The sequence below is a fragment of the Rhodovulum sp. YNF3179 genome, from assembly GCF_050586465.1.
GTDB lineage: Bacteria > Pseudomonadota > Alphaproteobacteria > Rhodobacterales > Rhodobacteraceae > CAJXYS01.
Genome location: NZ_JBOCEG010000008.1, coordinates 26,137 through 44,332, shown reverse-complemented (window position 1 = coordinate 44,332; position 18,196 = coordinate 26,137). Strand labels below are relative to the sequence as shown.

At 69.6% G+C, this 18,196-nt stretch carries 15 protein-coding genes; 7 read left to right on the top strand and 8 right to left on the bottom strand.

Annotated elements, in window-relative coordinates:
• Window positions 1-79: 79 nt before the first annotated feature.
• Entirely contained in the window at window positions 80-946 is an 867-nt protein-coding gene (locus tag ACQ5SP_RS14310; protein ID WP_430939075.1) for a methyltransferase domain-containing protein, read from the bottom strand.
• Between the two features lie 62 nt (window positions 947-1,008).
• Between ACQ5SP_RS14310 and gloB the strand changes: the two genes are divergently transcribed.
• Together gloB and clpA are read left to right on the top strand one after the other, a co-directional pair.
• Window positions 1,009-1,776: a hydroxyacylglutathione hydrolase gene (gene gloB, locus ACQ5SP_RS14305; RefSeq protein WP_430939074.1), complete on the top strand. Its 768-nt coding sequence runs from the start codon at window positions 1,009-1,011 to the stop codon at window positions 1,774-1,776.
• Window positions 1,777-1,936: 160 nt separating this feature from the next.
• Window positions 1,937-4,261 carry an ATP-dependent Clp protease ATP-binding subunit ClpA gene (gene clpA / locus ACQ5SP_RS14300; protein ID WP_430939073.1) on the top strand — a complete coding sequence of 775 codons (2,325 nt, stop codon included), beginning with the start codon at window positions 1,937-1,939 and terminating at the stop codon, window positions 4,259-4,261.
• A gap of 76 nt (window positions 4,262-4,337) precedes the next feature.
• On the opposite strand, the gene ACQ5SP_RS14295 is transcribed toward clpA, so the two are convergent.
• The 3 genes from ACQ5SP_RS14295 to ACQ5SP_RS14285 form a co-directional block, all read right to left on the bottom strand.
• Complete coding sequence (locus tag ACQ5SP_RS14295; protein WP_430939072.1) at window positions 4,338-6,803, bottom strand: peptidoglycan -binding protein; 2,466 nt, start codon at window positions 6,801-6,803, stop codon at window positions 4,338-4,340.
• Window positions 6,804-6,806: 3 nt separating this feature from the next.
• Window positions 6,807-8,033 carry a biopolymer transporter ExbB gene (locus ACQ5SP_RS14290; protein ID WP_430939071.1) on the bottom strand — a complete coding sequence of 409 codons (1,227 nt, stop codon included), beginning with the start codon at window positions 8,031-8,033 and terminating at the stop codon, window positions 6,807-6,809.
• Between the two features lie 120 nt (window positions 8,034-8,153).
• Entirely contained in the window at window positions 8,154-8,696 is a 543-nt protein-coding gene (locus ACQ5SP_RS14285) for a gamma-glutamylcyclotransferase (RefSeq protein ID WP_430939070.1), read from the bottom strand.
• A gap of 69 nt (window positions 8,697-8,765) precedes the next feature.
• On the opposite strand from ACQ5SP_RS14285, the gene ACQ5SP_RS14280 reads away from it, so the two are divergent.
• Window positions 8,766-9,767 carry a DUF2125 domain-containing protein gene (locus ACQ5SP_RS14280; RefSeq protein ID WP_430939069.1) on the top strand — a complete coding sequence of 334 codons (1,002 nt, stop codon included), beginning with the start codon at window positions 8,766-8,768 and terminating at the stop codon, window positions 9,765-9,767.
• Window positions 9,768-9,777: 10 nt separating this feature from the next.
• On the opposite strand, the gene ACQ5SP_RS14275 is transcribed toward ACQ5SP_RS14280, so the two are convergent.
• From ACQ5SP_RS14275 to ACQ5SP_RS14260, 4 genes are all read right to left on the bottom strand, one after another.
• Window positions 9,778-10,671, bottom strand: coding sequence for an extensin family protein (locus ACQ5SP_RS14275; protein WP_430939068.1), 894 nt, complete (start codon window positions 10,669-10,671; stop codon window positions 9,778-9,780).
• A 4-nt stretch (window positions 10,672-10,675) separates the two neighbouring features.
• Entirely contained in the window at window positions 10,676-11,599 is a 924-nt protein-coding gene (locus tag ACQ5SP_RS14270; RefSeq protein WP_430939067.1) for a prephenate/arogenate dehydrogenase family protein, read from the bottom strand.
• Entirely contained in the window at window positions 11,596-12,687 is a 1,092-nt protein-coding gene (gene hisC, locus ACQ5SP_RS14265) for a histidinol-phosphate transaminase (RefSeq protein ID WP_430939066.1), read from the bottom strand. The genes ACQ5SP_RS14270 and hisC overlap by 4 nt, the downstream gene beginning before the upstream one ends.
• Window positions 12,688-12,811: 124 nt before the next feature.
• The gene (locus ACQ5SP_RS14260) at window positions 12,812-15,004 is read right to left on the bottom strand and encodes a primosomal protein N' (RefSeq protein ID WP_430939065.1); all 2,193 of its coding nucleotides are present in this window, start codon (window positions 15,002-15,004) and stop codon (window positions 12,812-12,814) included.
• A 96-nt stretch (window positions 15,005-15,100) separates the two neighbouring features.
• Between ACQ5SP_RS14260 and fsa the strand changes: the two genes are divergently transcribed.
• The 4 genes from fsa to ACQ5SP_RS14240 are packed head-to-tail and all read left to right on the top strand — an operon-like array spanning window position 15,101 to window position 18,189.
• Entirely contained in the window at window positions 15,101-15,754 is a 654-nt protein-coding gene (fsa, locus tag ACQ5SP_RS14255; RefSeq protein WP_430939064.1) for a fructose-6-phosphate aldolase, read from the top strand.
• A 40-nt stretch (window positions 15,755-15,794) separates the two neighbouring features.
• Entirely contained in the window at window positions 15,795-16,517 is a 723-nt protein-coding gene (locus ACQ5SP_RS14250) for a DUF484 family protein (protein WP_430939063.1), read from the top strand.
• 1 nt (window position 16,518) lies between these two features.
• The gene (locus tag ACQ5SP_RS14245) at window positions 16,519-17,442 is read left to right on the top strand and encodes a tyrosine recombinase XerC (RefSeq protein ID WP_430939062.1); all 924 of its coding nucleotides are present in this window, start codon (window positions 16,519-16,521) and stop codon (window positions 17,440-17,442) included.
• A gap of 39 nt (window positions 17,443-17,481) precedes the next feature.
• Complete coding sequence (locus ACQ5SP_RS14240) at window positions 17,482-18,189, top strand: CDP-alcohol phosphatidyltransferase family protein (RefSeq protein WP_430939061.1); 708 nt, start codon at window positions 17,482-17,484, stop codon at window positions 18,187-18,189.
• Window positions 18,190-18,196: the final 7 nt, after the last annotated feature.

The following is an 18,196-nucleotide window of genomic DNA, read 5'->3' as shown; positions in this document are numbered from 1 at the left end:
GGTCTAGCAAAGGCCCATCAATCCCGCAACTGCTTAGAGTGCCGAATTGGACGACGATGCTGCACCGCAAAACAGTTGGTTAACCTCTTTCCGCCAGACTGCGACGCTTTGAAGCTGCGCAAGCGGCCGCGAAATCGGGCGATCCGGCGCCCGTCCGGGCCAGACCGGGCGATTCTTCCACGGGCGACCGCGGACCGCGCCGCGCCGGTTTCGGCTTGGCACCGGTGATGCCCTCGAGCACGCCGAGGGGGGTTCGCACGGTCTCGCGCAGCCCGCTGCGGCGCGGCGCGTAGACCTGCTTGCTGACCTCGACCAGCAGCACGCCCCCGGCCATGTAGGCCGAGATCCGCCGCCCGAGCCCCTCCCACATCGCGGCGGTGCGCAACCAGAACCGCCGGCCCGAGGGCGGCGCGAAGAGCGCGGCGCGATGACGCTCGGGCTCGAAGCGATGCTTGAGCAGCTGCGTCTCGAGCTGCCCGAGGCTGTAGGGCCGGCCGAATCCGAACGGCGTGCGGTCCCGCCGCGCCCAGAGCCCCGAACGGTTCGGCACGATGAAGATCGCGCGCCCCCCGGGACCGAGAACGCGCCAGCACTCGTCCAGCAGCATGCCCGGATTCTCACAGGTCTCGAGACCGTGCATCAGGATCAGCTTGTCGGCCATGCCGGTGGCCAGCGGCCACTGCGTTTCCTCTGAAAGGACGGCGATGTTCGGCAATCCGTCGGGCCAGGCCATGACGCCCTGCTGCCCCGGCATCAGCGCGATAGTGCGCCGCGACTGGGCCAGGTAGGGGCGCAGCAGCGGCACCGCGAAGCCGAAGCCGATCACGGTCTGCCCCTGCGCCTCGGGCCAGAGGTCGAGCAGCTGGCCACGGATCGCACGCTGCGCCGCGCGGCCGAGCTGCGTCCGGTAGTAGAAGCTCTTCAGATTCTGCACGTCCAGATGCATTGCAACGCCCGGGCCGATCGGGAACACTGGTTTGAACCTAGTCTCGACCGATGGAAAAAACCATGCCTCTGGAGATCGTCACCGTCCCCTGCCTGTCCGACAACTACGCCTATCTCGCGCATGATCCCGCAACCGGCGAGACAGCGGTGGTCGACGTGCCCGAGGCCGCCCCGATCCGCGCCGCGCTGGCGGAACGGGGCTGGCAGCTCGGCACGATCCTGATCACCCATCACCACGCCGACCATGTCGACGGTGTCGAGGACCTCCGCCGTGAGACGGGCGCCCGCGTCGTCGGCGCGCGGGCGGATGCCCACCGCTTGCCGCCGCTCGACACCGCCGTGGCCGAGGGCGACAGCGTGGCCGTCGGCGCGGAGACGGGCGAAGTGATCGACGTCTCGGGCCACACGGTCGGGCATATCGCCTTTCACTTTCCCGCGTCTCATGCCGTCTTCACCGCCGACAGTCTCATGGCGCTCGGCTGCGGCCGTGTGTTCGAGGGCACGGCGCCGATGATGTGGGAAAGCCTGTCGAAGCTGGCGGCGCTGCCCGGCGACACGCTCGTCTATTCCGGCCACGAATACACCGCCAAGAACGCGGAATTCGCCCGGACCATTGAACCGGACAACGCGCAGCTTAAGTCTCGGTGTGAAGCCGTCGAAGCCGCCCGCGCAGATGGGCGGCCTACAGTTCCCTCCAAGCTGTCGGAAGAACGCGCGACGAATCCCTTCCTCCGGGCCGCTCTGCCCGAGGTGAAGACCGCCATCGGAATGACGGATGCCGCGGAGGCAGAGGTGTTCGCGGAAATCCGCAAACGCAAGGACAGGTTCTGACCGGTCCGCCGATGTCTTTGAGGCGTTCGGTTTTCCCGGTGTCGAGAGAGAAATTGATCAGAATTTCCTTGAACCGCGCCGCATAAAACCGAACTTTAAACTTGAGGCGGCACGGTCGCCCGGGCCAGCATGGCCATGAATACAGGAAAGGAGCGCAGGGGTGCCTTCGTTCTCGAACACGCTCGAAAAAGCCATCCACGCGGCGCTTGCGCAGGCCAATGCCAGGCGCCATGAGCTCGCGACGCTGGAGCATCTGCTGCTGGCGCTGATCGACGAGCCCGACGCGGCCAAGGTGATGAAAGCCTGCGGCGTCGATCTCGAGGAGCTGCGCCAGACGCTGGTCACCTTCATCGACGAGGAACTCTCGACCCTGGTCACCGAGATCGAGGGATCCGAGGCCGTGCCCACCGCCGCCTTCCAGCGGGTGATCCAGCGCGCCGCGATCCACGTCCAGAGTTCCGGCCGGACCGAGGTGACCGGCGCCAACGTGCTGGTCGCCATCTTCGCCGAGCGCGAGTCGAACGCGGCCTTCTTCCTGCAGGAACAGGAAATGACCCGCTACGACGCGGTGAATTTCATCGCCCACGGCGTTGCCAAGGATCCGAACCATGGCGAGGCGCGCCCGGTCACGGGTGCAAGCGACATCGAGGACGAGGTCCATGTCGCCGACGCCGAGACCGACGACAAGGAGTCGGCGCTGGCCAAGTATTGCGTCGACCTGAACGCCAAGGCCGGCAAGGGCGATGTCGACCCGCTGATCGGCCGCGAACTCGAGGTAGAGCGCTGCATCCAGGTGCTCTGCCGCCGGCGCAAGAACAATCCGCTCCTCGTCGGCGATCCCGGCGTTGGAAAGACCGCCATCGCAGAGGGACTGGCCTACAAGATCGTCCGCGGCGAAACGCCCGAGGTGCTGGCGGGCTCGACGATCTACTCGCTCGACATGGGCGCTCTGCTGGCCGGGACGCGCTACCGCGGCGATTTCGAGGAACGCCTGAAAGCCGTGATTTCCGAGCTCGAGGAACACCCCGACGCGATCCTCTTCATCGACGAGATCCACACCGTGATCGGCGCCGGCGCCACCTCGGGCGGTGCGATGGACGCCTCGAACCTGCTGAAGCCGGCGCTTCAGGGCGGCAAGCTGCGCTGCATGGGGTCCACCACCTACAAGGAGTTCCGCCAGCACTTCGAGAAGGACCGCGCGCTCAGCCGCCGGTTCCAGAAGATCGACGTGAACGAGCCTTCGGTCGAGGACGCGGTCAAGATCCTCAAGGGTCTCAAGCCCTATTTCGAGAAGCATCACGACATCCGCTACACCGCCGACGCGCTCAAGGCGGCGGCGGAACTGTCGGCGCGCTACATCCATGACCGCAAGCTGCCCGACAAGGCCATCGACGTCATCGACGAGGCCGGCGCGGCCCAGCATCTCGTGGCCGACTCCAAGCGGCGCAAGACGATCAGCCCCAAGGAGATCGAAGCGGTGGTCGCCAAGATCGCACGCATCCCGCCCAAAAACGTCTCGAAGGACGACGCCGAGGTGCTGCGCGATCTCGAGCAGAACCTCAAGCGCGTGGTCTTCGGGCAGGACACCGCGATCGAGGCACTGGCCTCGGCGATCAAGCTCAGCCGCGCGGGCCTGCGCGAGCCCGAGAAGCCGATCGGCAATTACCTCTTCGCGGGCCCGACCGGCGTCGGCAAGACCGAGGTCGCCAAGCAGCTCGCCGACACGCTCGGCGTCGAGATGTTGCGGTTCGACATGTCCGAGTACATGGAAAAGCACGCGGTGAGCCGCCTGATCGGCGCGCCCCCGGGCTATGTCGGCTTCGACCAGGGCGGTTTGCTGACCGACGGCGTCGACCAGCACCCCCATTGCGTGCTGCTGCTGGACGAGATCGAGAAGGCCCACCCGGACGTCTACAACATCCTGTTGCAGGTGATGGATCACGGCAAGCTGACCGACCATAACGGCCGGACCGTTGATTTCCGCAACGTGGTCCTGATCATGACCTCGAACGCGGGCGCCGCCGAGCTGGCCAAATCGGCCATCGGCTTCGGCCGCGACCGCCGCGAGGGCGAGGACAAGGAAGCGATCGAGCGGACCTTCACCCCGGAATTCCGCAACCGCCTCGACGCGGTGATCAGCTTCGGCGCCCTGCCGAAAGAGGTCATCCTGCAGGTTGTCGAGAAATTCGTCCTGCAGCTCGAGGCCCAGCTCATGGACCGCAACGTGTCCTTCGAGCTGACCACGGAAGCCGCCCAGTGGCTGGCCGACAAGGGCTATGACGACCGGATGGGCGCCCGCCCGCTGGCGCGCGTCATCCAGGAAAACATCAAGAAGCCGCTGGCCGAGGAACTGCTCTTCGGCAAGCTGGCCAAGGGCGGCGTCGTCCGCATCGGCGTCAAGGACGGGGCCCTCGATCTCGAGATCCGCTCGCCCGACAGCCCGCGGCTCTCGGGCAACCGCCCGCCGCTGCTGACCGCGGAATAAGCGGGGCGGCGCAGCGGCCCAGCGAACAGAGGGCGCCCCGCGGGGCGCCCTTTCCGTTTTTTGCAGGAGCGCGCGCTCAGCTCTCGGTCAGCTTGAGCTCGATCCGCCGGTTCTGCGCCCGGCCTTCCGGGGTGTCTTGGCTGGCCACGGGCTGGAATTCGCCGAAACCCGCCGCGGCCAGCCGGTCGGGCCGGATGCCCAGCTCGTCGATCATGTAGCGCACGACCGACAGCGCCCGGGCCTGGCTCAGCTCCCAGTTGTCGTCGAAGCGGGCGCCCGGGATCAGCGGCACGTTGTCGGTGTGCCCGTCCACGCGAATGATCCAGTCGAGCGCAGAGGGAATCTGGCCCGAGACGTCCCGGATGACGGAGGCCACCTTCGCGATCTCGGACCGGCCGTCCGGCGACAGCTCGGCCGAGCCCGGCGCGAAAAGCACCTCGGATGAGAACACGAAACGATCGCCGACGATGCGCACGCCGTCGCGGTCGCCAAGCACCTCGCGCAGCAGACCGAAGAATTCCGAGCGATAGCGCTCCAGTTGCTCCTTCTCCTGCTCGAGCCGCCGGCGCTCGGCGGCCTCCAGCTCGGCCCTGCGGCGTTCCTCCTGCGCGACGCGGGCCAGCGCGGCGTTGAGCCGAGAGCCGAGCGCCTCGATCTGGACCTCCGCCTCTTCCTCGCGCTCCTCGGCCTCGCCGAGGAGCGACTGCAGGGAAGAAACCTGGCGGCGCAACTCGGCCGTTTGCTGATTCAGCACGGCGATCTGCCGGCGGCTGTCGGCCGACTTGGCCTCCTCTTGCTGAAGCTCCGCATTGGCCTGCTGCAACAGCAGCGCGCGCTCCTCGGCCTTGCTGAGGCTGTCGGCGGCGGCTTCCTCGGCCCGGCGTCGCGCCGCGATCAACGCGGTGATTTCCTCGCGGAGCGACCGTTCCGTCTCTTCGGAGGCACTTTCGCGCGCGGCCAGCTCGTCGCGCGTCGCCTCGAGCTGGTCGAGCGTCCGGGCGAGCTGCGTCTCGAGATCGGCGCGCGCCGTCTCCGCGGTAAGCTGCGCGGTCAGCGCGGTGGTCAGGCGGCGCTGCAACTCGGCCATGTCGCCCTCGACCCCGGCCTCGAGCCGGTCGCGGGCGGCGGTCATCTCCTCCAGTTCCGCGACCACCTGCGATAGCCGGTTGCGCAGCGCATCGCGCTCCGCCTCGGCGGTGGCCTGCGCCGCTTGCGCCTCGGCCGCGGCCTCGCGGGCCGCCGCCACGTCCGTTTCCAGCCTGCCCTGGGCGGCCAGCGCAGCCGCCAGCAGCGTATCCAGCTCGGCGCGCCTGGCCGCTTCGGCGCCCAGCGCCGTCTCGGCCTCTTGCTCGGCGGCGAGCGCCTGGTCCAGGCGCGCCGCCATTTCGTCGCGGGCCAGCACGGCGGCGGCGAGCAGCGTGTCCAGCTCGTCCTGCGCCGTCTCGGCGGCGGCGAGCATGGTCAGGGTCTCTTCGGCGCGTTTGCGTTCCTCTTCCAGCGCGAGCGACATCGCCGTCAGCTCGTCCTCGGCGTTCTCCAGCCTTTCGCGCAGCCGTTCGGCGGCCGCGGCCTCGGCCAACCGTGCCTTTTCCTCCTCGGTAAGGGTGGCCTCCATGTTGTCGATACGCGCGCGCAGCGCCTGCGCCGCCGCGGCCTCGGCAAGGCGGGCCTTTTCCTCCTCGGAGAGATCCTCCTGCAACGCGGCGACCTCGGCCTCCCGCTCGGACAGCGTGGCGGAGAGTTCCGCGATCCGGTCGTCGAGCTGCGCGCGCGCGGTTTCGGACTGCGTGAGTTGCGTCTCGGTCCGTTCCAGCGCGGCGAGCGTGTCCTGAAGGCTGGTCTCGCGCTCTTCCGCCTCGCCGCGCAGGTCCGCCACCAGCGCCTCCAGCGCCTCGCGCCGGGCGGCGGCGAGCCGCGCGGTCTCGGCCTGCGCGTCGATCTCCTCGCGCGCCTGGGCCAGTGCCAGCTGCAGCGCTTCCTGTTCGGACATGAGCCGCAGGTTCTCGGCCTCGGCATCGGAAATCCGGTTCTGCAGCGTGGCGATCCGGTCCTCGCCCTCGGCGACCTGGTCTTCCAGCGCGGCGTTGGCCACGGTCAGGTTCTCGCGCTCTGCCAGGAGCGAGGCGACCTGTTCCTCGAAGCTCGCCACCCTTGTCTGGTAGCCCTCGATCTCCTCGGCCTGGCTCTCGATCTGGGCCTGCTGCTCGAGCGAGCGCGTGCGCAGCGTCTCGATCAGCTGTGCCTGGCGTTCCGCGGCGGCGCGTTCTTCCGCGAGCGCGGAGTCGAGCGCGCCAACCTGTTCTTCCAGCGCGAAGGCCCGCTGCTGTTCAAGCCCGAGCGCCTGGGCAAGGCTCGCCACTTGCGAGCTGAGTTCCTCGAGCTCGCTGTCCTGGTTGGTGATGGTCTCGCGCAGGACGTATTGCACGATCATGAAGATCGTCAGCACGAACATCAGCACCAGCAGCAGCGCCGTCATGGCGTCCACGAAGCCCGGCCAGATATTGGCCGTGAACCGCTGGCCAGTCCGGCGCGAGAGAGCCATGGCCTAGCTCCTCCGCCGCCCGGCGGCGAGCCCGGCGCGCTCGGCGTTGTCGCGGCTGATCTGGCGCAGCGCCTTGGTCAGCGCCGCGAGATCGCCGCGCAGTTCGGCCAGGCTTTCCTCGCGGCCGGCCGACATTTCCTCGAGGATGCGCAGAAGCTGCACGTCGATCGAGCGCAGCCGCATGCGCGATTCCGGATCGGCGTGGTCGTCGACCGGGCGTTCCTCGAGCTTTTCGATCAGCCGCTCCTGGCCCTCGGCCACGCGGGTCAGCGCGGCGCTGAGCCCCGGGTCGGCCCCGCCGCCGCCAACCCCCTCGAGCCGCTGCGTCATCCGCTCTACCGCCTCGGTGAGATGGCTGATTTTCTCGTCGATATGGGCACGGCTGATATCGGACTGGACATAGAGATTCTGGAGGCTGTCCATCTGCTCGACCATGTGGTCGAGCACGCTGGCCACCGCGGCCTGATCGACGCCGCCGCCGTCGCCGTCACCCGCCGAGAACCCCAGCCGCGTGATCGAGGAGACCCACTCCTCCAGCTCCCGGTAGAAACGGTTCTGGCCGTGGCCGGCGAAAAGCTCGAGCAGACCGACCACAAGCGATCCCGCCAGGCCCAGCAGCGACGAGGCGAAGGCCGTGCCCATCCCGCCCAGCTGCTTTTCGAGCCCGGTCATCAGGCGTCCGAAGACCTCGACGCCGCTTTCGCCTTCCTGCAGGTTCAGCGAGCGGATGGTCTCGACCACCGCCGGAACCGTCGTCGCGAGGCCGTAGAACGTTCCCAGAAGGCCCAGGAAAATCAGCAGGTTGATGATGTAGCGCGTGATGTCGCGCGCCTCGTCCATCCGGGTGGCGACGGAATCGAGAATGGACCGCGCCGACGAGGCGCTGACCTGCATGCGCGCCCCCCGCGAGCGCAACAGCGCGGCCAGGGGCGCCAGCAGGCGCGGCGCGCGGATAAACTCGGTGCCCGGCCGGTCCAGCGCGAAGCTTTCGATCCAGCTGACCGAGGAAGTCAGTTGCAGCACCTGCCAGAAACAGGCCAGCACACCGATCACGAAGACCCCCGCGATCACGCCGTTCAGATACGGGTTCGACAGGAACACCGGCGCGAGCGACGGGTAGACGAGATAACTGCCTGCCGCCACGAGCCCGATGACGACGAGCATCATCACGATCTGACGGACCGGCTGGGTGAAGTGAGCGTCGGCCTCTCGGTCCGCTGCGAACGCCATCGGGTCAGTCCCTGTCACGGTCGGTTTTGGCAACGTCGCTACCCTACTTCGTGTTCTGTGTCATGCCAACACGCAACTTCTTGCGTTGCCGCCGACCCGTATGACCGCGGCAGATCGGCCTCAGTGCCCGGCCAAATCGGCCACGCGACGGGACAGCCATGTCAGTTCCGGATCCTCGATCCCCAGCTCGCGCAGGTGCAGCGCGGTGTTGTAGAGATACTCGGTATTCGGGCCCCGCCCCCCGGTGGCCCGCGCGATGATCGCGGCCTGGTCCTCGAGCGGCAGGCCCCCGCAATACTGCACGTGATCGGCATCGATGACGTAGCAGACCGCGTCGACCCGGCGCCCGTCGCGCAGCTCGATCTCGCGCATAACCTCGAGATAGGCCGAGGAAACCAGTTCCCGCGCGCGCAGATAGGCCAGCGTGTCGTCGCGCTTCTCGGGTCCCACCGACAGCGCCAGGCCGTCGCAATGCGCATCCCGCGCCGCGTCAAGCGCCAGCACCAGCCCGGGTCGTTCGGGCGTGCCGCGATGATGGATGGACCGCATGCAGAAGCTGCGGTGATAGCCCGGCAGCCGCGCGATCTGGCGTTCGTGAAATTCGAACCCCGGGTTCCACATCAGCGATCCGTATCCGAATACCCAGAGCGTCTCGTCCGCCATGCGACTGGTCCTCCTTGCCAGCGCTCTATAAACACGGGGACAAAGAGGCTGCAAACAGGGAATCCGCCGATGCGCTGGCTCCTCATGATCGTCGCGGCGCTGGCCGTGCTCTGGTCCGGTTACTGGTTCGTGGGCGCGGGCGCGCAGGAGCGGGCGCTGGCCGGCTGGTTCGAGGACCGCCGCGCCGACGGCTGGGTGGCCGAGCATGACGGGATCGCCGTGAACGGGTTTCCCAACCGCTTCGACACCACGATCTCCGACGTCGTGCTGGCCGATCCCGAAACGGGCGTGGCCTGGCGCGCGCCCTTTTTCCAGATCCTCGCGCTCAGCTACCGCCCGAACCACGTCATCGCGGTCTGGCCCGGCAGCCAGAGCGTCGCCTCGCCGGAAGAAAGGATCGAGATCGCCGCCGGCGGGATGCGCTCGAGCCTGGTCTTCGCGCCGGACACGCAGCTTGCGGTGCAGCGCGCGACGATGCGGCTGGAAGACGTCCGGCTGTCCGGCGAGACCGGCTGGGAGGCCGGGCTCGACAGCGCGATCCTCGCCACCCGGCAGGCCGCGGCGCTGCCCTTCGCGCACGACATCGCCTTCGACGCCCAGGCCCTGCGCCTGAGCGAACAGGCCCGGGCACGGCTCGACCCGTCGGGAATGCTGCCCGACGAGATCGGCACGCTGCACCTGGAGATGACGGTGGAATTCGACGCCCCGTGGGACCGGCAGGCGATCGAGGTCGCCCGGCCGGGCATCGTTTCCGTCGATCTCGACGACCTGACCGCGCTCTGGGGGCGGCTGGAACTGCGCGCGGCGGGCGAACTGGAGGTCGACGCCGCCGGCTACCCGGAGGGGCGTATCACCGTGCGGGCCCGGAACTGGCGCGAGATGCTGCGGATCGGCGCCGAGGTAGGGCTGCTGACCGACGGGCTTGCCGAAACCCTGGAGCGCGGGCTCTCGGTGCTGGCGGGGCTGTCGGGCGGCCCCGACACGCTCGACGCGCCGCTGACCATGTCGAACCGGGCGATCTTCTTCGGGCCGATCCCGCTCGGCCCCGCGCCGCGGCTGGTCCTGCGCTGAGGCGGCTGGCTCAGCGGCAATAGGCGCCGCCGCGATGGCGCGCCGTGTCGAAATGGAAATGGTCGCGGTGATGGCGGTCCGCCTCGGGGCCCAGAACGGTGCCGAAGGGACCGCAGGCGGCCTTGTGCACCCGGCGCAGCAGCCGTCCCTCGGCGCGGCGCTTCCAGCCCTGTTCGACGGTGATGCGGGCGCCGTTCTTCAGAACGATGGCCGAGATATCGATCGCCCGGCCGCGCCCGTGTTCGGAAATCCGCGCACCGGGCTGGTGGTTGCGGGTGCGGCAGACGTAATGCGCGGCCACCTGAAGGCGATCGACCCCGCCGCCAAGCCGGCCGACCTCGGGTTTCAGGCCGCGCCGCACCCAGCTCTTGAGCGCCTTGGCGGTTCCGCAGTCCATCACGGCCGCCTGGCTGAGCCGCACGCCGTCCACCGCGGTGACGGCGACGGGCCGGTCGACCCCGCAGCCGCGCACGCGGCCCTGGATCGGCGCGACCGCGCGCCCCTGGATCGCCCTGTCGCCACAGATCGCCCCGACCTTGCCGCCGCCGGAGATCCCGCCGGGGCGCTGCGGCACCGCGCGCACCGCGGAAGCCGGCTGGACCCGGGCCTCCCCCGGGCGCCCGGACGGGCGGAGCGAGCGGCCCACCGCAAGCCGGCTGGCCCGCGCCACGTCGCGCATCGCGTTGGAAGGGGCGGCGGCGGGGGCCGGCGTCGCCGCCGCGGGCCGTGGCATCGGCCGGATCGCGGCGCGGTAATAGACCGGGACGGTCACCGTCCGGGGCGTGAAGGCCGGGACCGCTTCGCGGGGTGCGGGGCGCACCGACCGCTCCGGCGCATAGGCGGCCGCGGAACCGGCCGAAACGAGCGTCGCCAGGGCCAGAAGCAGGGCGGTCAGGCGGGGCATCTGCTCAGTCCTCGTGTTTCTTGACCCGCCCGAAATCGGGCGCGTCGGTATCCTGTCCGGCTTCGATGATACCACGCCGGATCGCCCGTGTCCGCGTGAAATACTCGAAGAGCATGTCGCCGTCGCCCGTGCGGATCGCCCGCTGCAGCGCGAACAGCTCTTCCGTGAACCGGCCGAGGATCTCGAGCGTGGCGTCCTTGTTGTGCAGGAAGACGTCGCGCCACATCGTCGGGTCCGAGGCCGCGATCCGGGTGAAGTCGCGGAACCCGGCCGCGGAATACTTGATCACCTCGCTGTCGGTGACCCGCCGCAGGTCGTCGGCGACGCCCACCATCGTGTAGGCGATCAGGTGCGGCGCGTGGCTGGTCACGGCCAGCACCAGGTCGTGATGCTCGGCATCCATGCAGTCGACATGCGCGCCCATCGCTTCCCAGAAGCGCGTGTAACGCTCGACCGCGCCGGGATCCGTGCCCTCGACCGGCGTCAGCAGGCACCAGCGGTTCTCGAAAAGCTCAGCGAAGCCGGCGCGCGGGCCGGAATGCTCGGTCCCGGCGATGGGATGGGCGGGGATGAACTGCACGCCCGCGGGCAGATGGGGCGCCACGGCCGAAATCACCTCGCGCTTGACCGACCCCACGTCGGATACCGTCGCGCCCGGCGCGAGATGCGGGCCGATCTCGGCCGCGACGCCGGCCATCGCGCCGACCGGCACGCAGAGCATGACCAGCTCCGCGCCCTCCGCGGCCGCGGCGGTGGTCTCGAACACCCGGTCGCAGAGCCCGATCTCCAGCGCGGTCGCGCGGGTCTCGGCGGATCGCGCATGGCCGGTGATTTCCTCCGCCAGGCCCGCACGGCGCATCGCATGCGCCATCGAGGACGCGATCAGGCCGAGCCCGATCAGCGCCACGCGCCGGTAGGGCGCGCTCATGCCTCCTGCCCCGCGCGGAAGGCCGCGACGGCCTCGGCCACGCGCCGGCAGGCGGTCTCGTCGCCCACGGTGATCCGCAGCGCCGCAGGCAGCTTGTAGCCGGCGACCTTACGCACGATGAGCCCGCGCGCCTTGAGAAAGGCGTCGCAGGCCTCGGCCTCGTCCCGGTCGCGGAAGCGGGCGAGGATGAAATTTGCATGGCTCGGATCCGATGGCACGCCGACCTTGTCCAGCGCGGCCGCCAGCCAGTCGCGCCAGCCTGCGTTCTCGGCCCGGCAGAGATCGGTATAGGCGGTGTCCCGCACCGCCGCGGCGGCCGCATCCTGTGCAGATGTCGAGAGATTGAACGGGCCGCGGACCCGGTTCAGCACATCGATCACGGCGCGCGGGCCGTAACCCCAGCCGACGCGCAGCGCGCCGAGCCCGTAGATCTTCGAGAAGGTGCGCGTCATCACCACGTTCTCGCGGGCCTCGACCAGCGCCGCGCCGCCGTCATAGCCCGGCACGTATTCGGCATAGGCGCCGTCCAGCACCAGCAGCGCCCGCGGCGGCAGGCCGTCGGCCAGGCGCGCGAACGCGTCGGCGCCGATCATGGTGCCGGTCGGGTTGTTCGGATTGGCGACGAACACGAGACGGGTCCGGTCGGTGCAGGCGGCGAGGATCGCGTCCACGTCGGTGACGCGGCCCGCCTCGGGCACTTCCACCGGCGTGGCGCCGGCCGCCAGCGCCGAGATCCGGTACATCGCGAAGCCGTGCTCGGTATGGATCACCTCGTCGCCGGGGCCGGCATAGGCCTGGGTCAGGAACGAGATGATCTCGTCGGAGCCCACCCCGCAGATGATGCGGCCGGCATCGAGCCCGAAGGTCGCGGCGATGGCCTCCCGCAGCGCGGCATGGTCCGAGGACGGGTAACGCGCAAGGCTGGTCCCGGCCGCCTCGTAGGCGGCGACGGCGCGCGGGCTCGGCCCGAGCGGGTTCTCGTTCGACGACAGCTTCACCACCTCGGTCACGCCCTCCACATGGCTGGCGCCGCCCTCGTAGAGCGCGATCTGCATGATACCGGGCTGGGGCGTGATCTGAACGGTCATCGCGGTCTTCCTTCTGGTCTGGGCCACGTTCTAGCGGCGGCAATGCGGCTTGGCCAGAGGCGCGCCCCGCCGCTGCGCGGCGAAAAATGCCTTCGGCGAGGATATTTGGGCCACCTGGAGAGGCTCAGTAGAAACTCTGCGGGTCGATATCGATGGTCAGCCGGATATTGGGCGGCAGCTTGACCTGCCGCGCCCAGTCCGCCAGTGCCGCCTGCAGCGGCACGGCCCGGTCGGCCTTGACCAACAGCCGCACCCGGTGGCGGCCGCGGATCCGGGCGATCGGCGCCGGCGCCGGGCCGAAAAGCTGGGCCCCCACCGCGCGCAGCGGCGCGTCGGCCCGGGCGAGCCGGCCCGCGATGTCGAAGACCGGCCGCGGTTCGGGGCCGGACAGGATGATGCCCGCCATCCGGCCATAGGGCGGCACGCCGGCGGCGCGGCGCTCGGCGGCCTCGGCACGCCAGAAGCCTTCCTCGTCGCCGGCGAGGATGGCGCGGATGACCGGGTGGTCCGGCTGGTGCGTCTGGAGAAGCGCCACGCCCGGTTTCTCGGCGCGCCCGGCGCGCCCGGCCACCTGGCGCATCAGCTGGAAGGTTCGCTCGGCGGCGCGCAGGTCGCTGCCCTGGAGCCCGAGATCGGCGTCGATCACGCCCACCAGCGTCAAGAGCGGGAAGTTATGCCCCTTGGCCACGAGCTGGGTGCCGATGACGATATCGGCGTCGCCCCGCGCGATTTCCTCGATCCGGGCCTTGAGCGCGCGCGCCGAGCCGAAGAGATCCGAGGAGAGCACCGCGATCCGGGCCTCGGGAAAGAGCGCGGCGGCCTCCTCGGCCAGGCGCTCGACGCCGGGGCCGACCGGGGCGAGCCGGTCGGCCACGCCGCAGGCGGGGCAGGTCTCGGGGATCGGTTTCGTCTCGCCGCACTGGTGGCACATGAGCCGTTTCATGAAGCGGTGCTCGACCATGGCCGTGTCACACTGGTCGCACTGGATCTGGTGGCCGCAGGCGCGGCAGACCGTGACCGGCGCGAAGCCGCGCCGGTTGAGGAAGAGGAGCGCCTGTTCGCCGGCGGCCAGCCGCGCCTCCACCGCGCGGGCCAGGCTGGGCGAGACCCAGCGCCCGCCGGGCAGATCCTCGGCGCGCAGGTCGATGGCCGCCATCTCGGGCAGCACCGCGGCCCCGAAGCGCGCGGGCAGGTCGCGGCGCGCGTATTTCCCGGCCTCGGCGTTGGCCCAGCTTTCGAGCGAGGGCGTGGCCGAGGCCAGCACCACGGCCGCGTCGTTGAGCGAGGCGCGCAGCACGGCCATGTCGCGGGCATTGTAGAGCACGCCGTCCTCCTGCTTGTAGGAGGTGTCGTGTTCCTCGTCGACGACGATGAGCCCGAGATCGCGGAACGGCAGGAAAAGCGCCGAGCGCGCGCCGACGACAAGCTGGGCGCCGCCCTGCCCCACCATGCGCCAGAGACGCCGGCGTTCGGTCATGGTGGCGCCCGAATGCCATTCCGCCGCGCCGACCCCGAAACGGTCGCGCACGCGGGCCAGGAACTCGGCGGTCAGGGCGATCTCGGGCAGCAGGACCAGCGCCTGCCGGCCGCGGGCCAGGCACGCGGCGACGGCCTCGAGATAGACCTCGGTCTTGCCCGACCCGGTCACGCCCTTGAGCAGCGTCGTGGCATAGCATCCCTCCGCCACGCGGGCGCGCAGGTCCGCGGCGGCGTCGGCCTGCTGATCGGTAAGCGCTTTGCCGGGCAGGGTCGCGTCCAGCCGGGGATAGGGCAGGTCGCGGGGGGTTTCCGCCTCGAGGACGGCGCCGTGTTTCACCAGCCCTTTCACGACCGACGACGTCACGCCCGCGGCCTCGGCCAGTTCGCCCAGCGTGTAGACCGCGTCGTCCTCCTCGAGCACGGCGAGCACGCGTTCGCGGGCGCTGGTCATGCGCTCCGGCGTCGCGGGGCCAAGCCGGTAGATCCGCCGCATCGACGGCGGATCGCCGAGCCCCGGCGCGCGGGTGGCCAGCCGCAGCATCGCCGGGAGCGGCGTCAGCGTGTAGTCGGCGGCGCGGCCGAGAAAGTCCATCATCTCGGCGCGCATCGGCGGGACGTCCAGCACCCGCTTCACCGGGCGGAGCCGGGCCGAATCGAAATCGCCCTGCCCCGGGCCCCAGACCACCCCGATGACGCGGCGCGGTCCCAGCGGCACCTCGACGAAGGCGCCCAGATGGCAGCCGCCCGCCGGCGCGGTGTAGTCGAGCACGCGGTCGAGCGGCTGGGTGGTCAGCACACCGACACGATCGCCCTCATGGAAAAACGATCGCCCGCTCATCACCGCCCCCCCGGCCGCACGGGGTATTCCATGGCCCCGGCCCTTGGGTTAGAAGGGCGCCCGAGAGAGCGCCCACAGGAAAGCGGACAGATTCCCATGAAATTCTTCGTAGACACAGCCGACACCGCCGCCATCGCAGAGCTCAAGGAGCTGGGCATGGTGGACGGCGTGACGACCAACCCCTCGCTCATCATGAAGGCGGGCCGCGACATCCTCGAGGTCACCAAGGAGATCTGCGACATGATCGACGGCCCGGTCTCGGCCGAGGTCGTGGCGACCGAGGCCGCCGACATGATCGCCGAGGGTCGGAAACTGGCAAAGATCGCGCCGAACATCGCGGTGAAGGTTCCTCTGACCTGGGACGGGCTGAAAGCCTGCAAGACACTCACCGATGAGGGCCACATGGTCAATGTGACGCTCTGCTTCTCGGCCAACCAGGCGCTGCTGGCGGCGAAGGCCGGCGCGAGCTTCATCTCGCCCTTCATCGGCCGGCTCGACGACATCAACCTCGACGGGATGGAGCTGATCGCCGATATCCGCACCATCTACGACAATTTCGATTTCCAGACCGAGATCCTCGCCGCCTCGATCCGGTCGGCCAACCACGTCACCGAGGCCGCGCGCATCGGCGCCGACGTCGCCACCGTGCCGCCGGCGGTGCTGCACAAGCTGGCCGAGCACCCCCTGACCGACAAGGGGCTCGACGCCTTCCTCAAGGACTGGGAAAAAACGGGGCAGAAAATTCTCTGAACCCGGTGTATAGTCCGGTCCGGTGGGGAAGGAGACAGGCATGAGCGAAACGGCAGGCAAGCCGCTCGACGAATTCCGCCATCGCATCATCGAGGATCCCGAGGTGATCCTCGAGGACGCGGACGTGATGAAGGCGCTGATCGCGGCCAACGAGAAGTATCTCGGCAACAACATCGTCGATCTGCGCGGCATCGCGATGGAGCGTCTCGAGGCCCGGCTCGACCGGTTGGAAGACACCCATCGCAGCGTGATCGCCGCCGCCTACGAGAACCTCGCCGGCACCAACCAGATCCACCGGGCGGTGCTGCGGATGCTCGACCCGGTGGAGTTCGAGGATTTCGTCGGGAACCTGGCGGGCAACGTGGCCGACATTCTGCGCGTCGACCGGGTCCGGCTGGTGCTGGAGTCGCGCCATCTCGACGATGCGACGGCGCGCTCGCCGGTGGAGCGCAAGCTGGGCGACGTGGTGGCGCTGGTGCCGGGCGGCTGGATCGCGGAGTACGTGACCGCCGGGCGCGGCGGCGCACCACGCGCGGTCACGCTGCGCCAGTCCCCCGAGGGCGGCGAGACCCTGTACGGCGCGACAGCCGGCCGGATCGCGTCCGAGGCACTGCTTCTGCTCGATTTCGGCGCGGGCCGGCAGCCCGGCCTGCTGGTGCTCGGCTCCGAGGACGCCGACCAGTTCCGCCCGAACCAGGGCACCGACCTGCTGGCCTTCTTCGGCGGCGTGTTCGAGCGGGCGATGCGGCGCTGGCTGGCCTGACGTGACCCTGATTTCCGACGGCGCACGGGATCTGCTCGAGGGCTGGCTCGCCGGCCTGAAAGGGCTCTCGGACGCCTCGGACAACACGCTCGAGGCCTATCGCCGCGACCTGGCCGATTTCCTGGGCTTCATGACCCTGCATTACGGCGGAGAGATCGGAACCGGCCCGCTGAAACGCGTCACGCAATCGGACATGCGCGCCTGGATGGCCGCGTGCCGGGCGCGCGGCGTCTCGGCCCGGTCGCTGGCGCGGGCGCTCTCGGCGGTGAAGAGCTTCTACCGCTGGTGGGGCGCGCGCGACGGGTTCGAACCCACGGCCGTGCTGGCGGCCCGGGCGCCACGCTTCAAGGCCAAGCTGCCGCGCCCGCTGGCCGAGGACGCCGCGCACGCGATGATCGACACGGTGGAACTGCAAGCGCGCGACGGCTGGGTCGCGGCGCGCGACATGGCGGTGGTGACGCTGCTCTACGGCTGCGGGCTGCGGATTTCCGAGGCGCTGGCGCTGCGTCGCGGGGACGCGCCGCTGCCCGAGGTGCTGCGCGTGCGCGGCAAGGGCGGCAAGGAGCGGCTCGTGCCGGTGATCGCCCCGGCGCGGGCGGCGGTGGATCGCTACCTGGCGCAGCTGCCCTTCGCCGGCGGGGCCGAGGATCCGCTCTTTCTCGGCAAGCGCGGCGGGCCGCTCAGCGCGCGCGTGATCCAGAAGGTCATGGAACAGGCGCGGATGCAGCTCGGCCTGCCGGCCACGGCCACGCCGCACGCGATGCGCCACTCCTTCGCGACCCATCTTCTCGAGGCCGGCGGCGACCTTCGGGCGATCCAGGAACTGCTGGGCCACGCCTCGCTGTCGACGACCCAGGCCTATACCGCGGTGGACCAGGCCCATCTGATGGAGGTCTACCGCAAGGCCCATCCCAAGGCCCGGTGAGGCGTTGCCATCGGGGTCCAATTCCGTCATGACGGTTCCATGACACCGCAATTGCGCGCGCTTTCCGTCCATCTTCTGACCGGCACCGGTGCGGTCTTTGCCATGCTGGCAATGCTCGCCGCCGCGCAGGAGGAATGGAGCCTGATGTATGTCTGGCTCGTCGTCGCCTTCGCCGTGGACGGCATCGACGGGCCGCTGGCGCGCAAGTTTCACGTCCAGCGCTACGCGCCGCAGTTCGACGGGGTGCTACTGGACCTGATCATCGATTACCTGACCTATGTCTTCATCCCGGCCTTCGCGCTTTTCGAGAGCGACCTGCTGCCGGGCTGGACGGGCTGGATCTGCATCATCGTCATTACCTTCGGCTCGGCGATGTATTTTGCCGACACGCGGATGAAGACGCCCAACAACAGCTTTGCCGGCTTCCCGGGCTGCTGGAACATGGTGGTCCTGGTGATGTTCGCCCTGGAGCCGAATTTCTGGGTGATCCTGGGCATCGTCGTGGTGCTGGCCGCCGCGATGTTCTCCCCGATCGAATTCGTGCACCCCTTCCGCACGCGCCGCTGGCGGCCGCTGACCCTACCGGTGGCCTTTGCCTGGACGGGCTTCGCGGGGCTTGCCGCCTGGACGGAGTTTCACCCCGGACCGGTGGTGTTGACCGGGTTGACGGTGACCAGCATCTACCTGCTCTGCGCGGGCGCCGCGATGCAGCTGATCCCCGAACGCGCGGCCCCCACGGCGGACTGACGGCCCG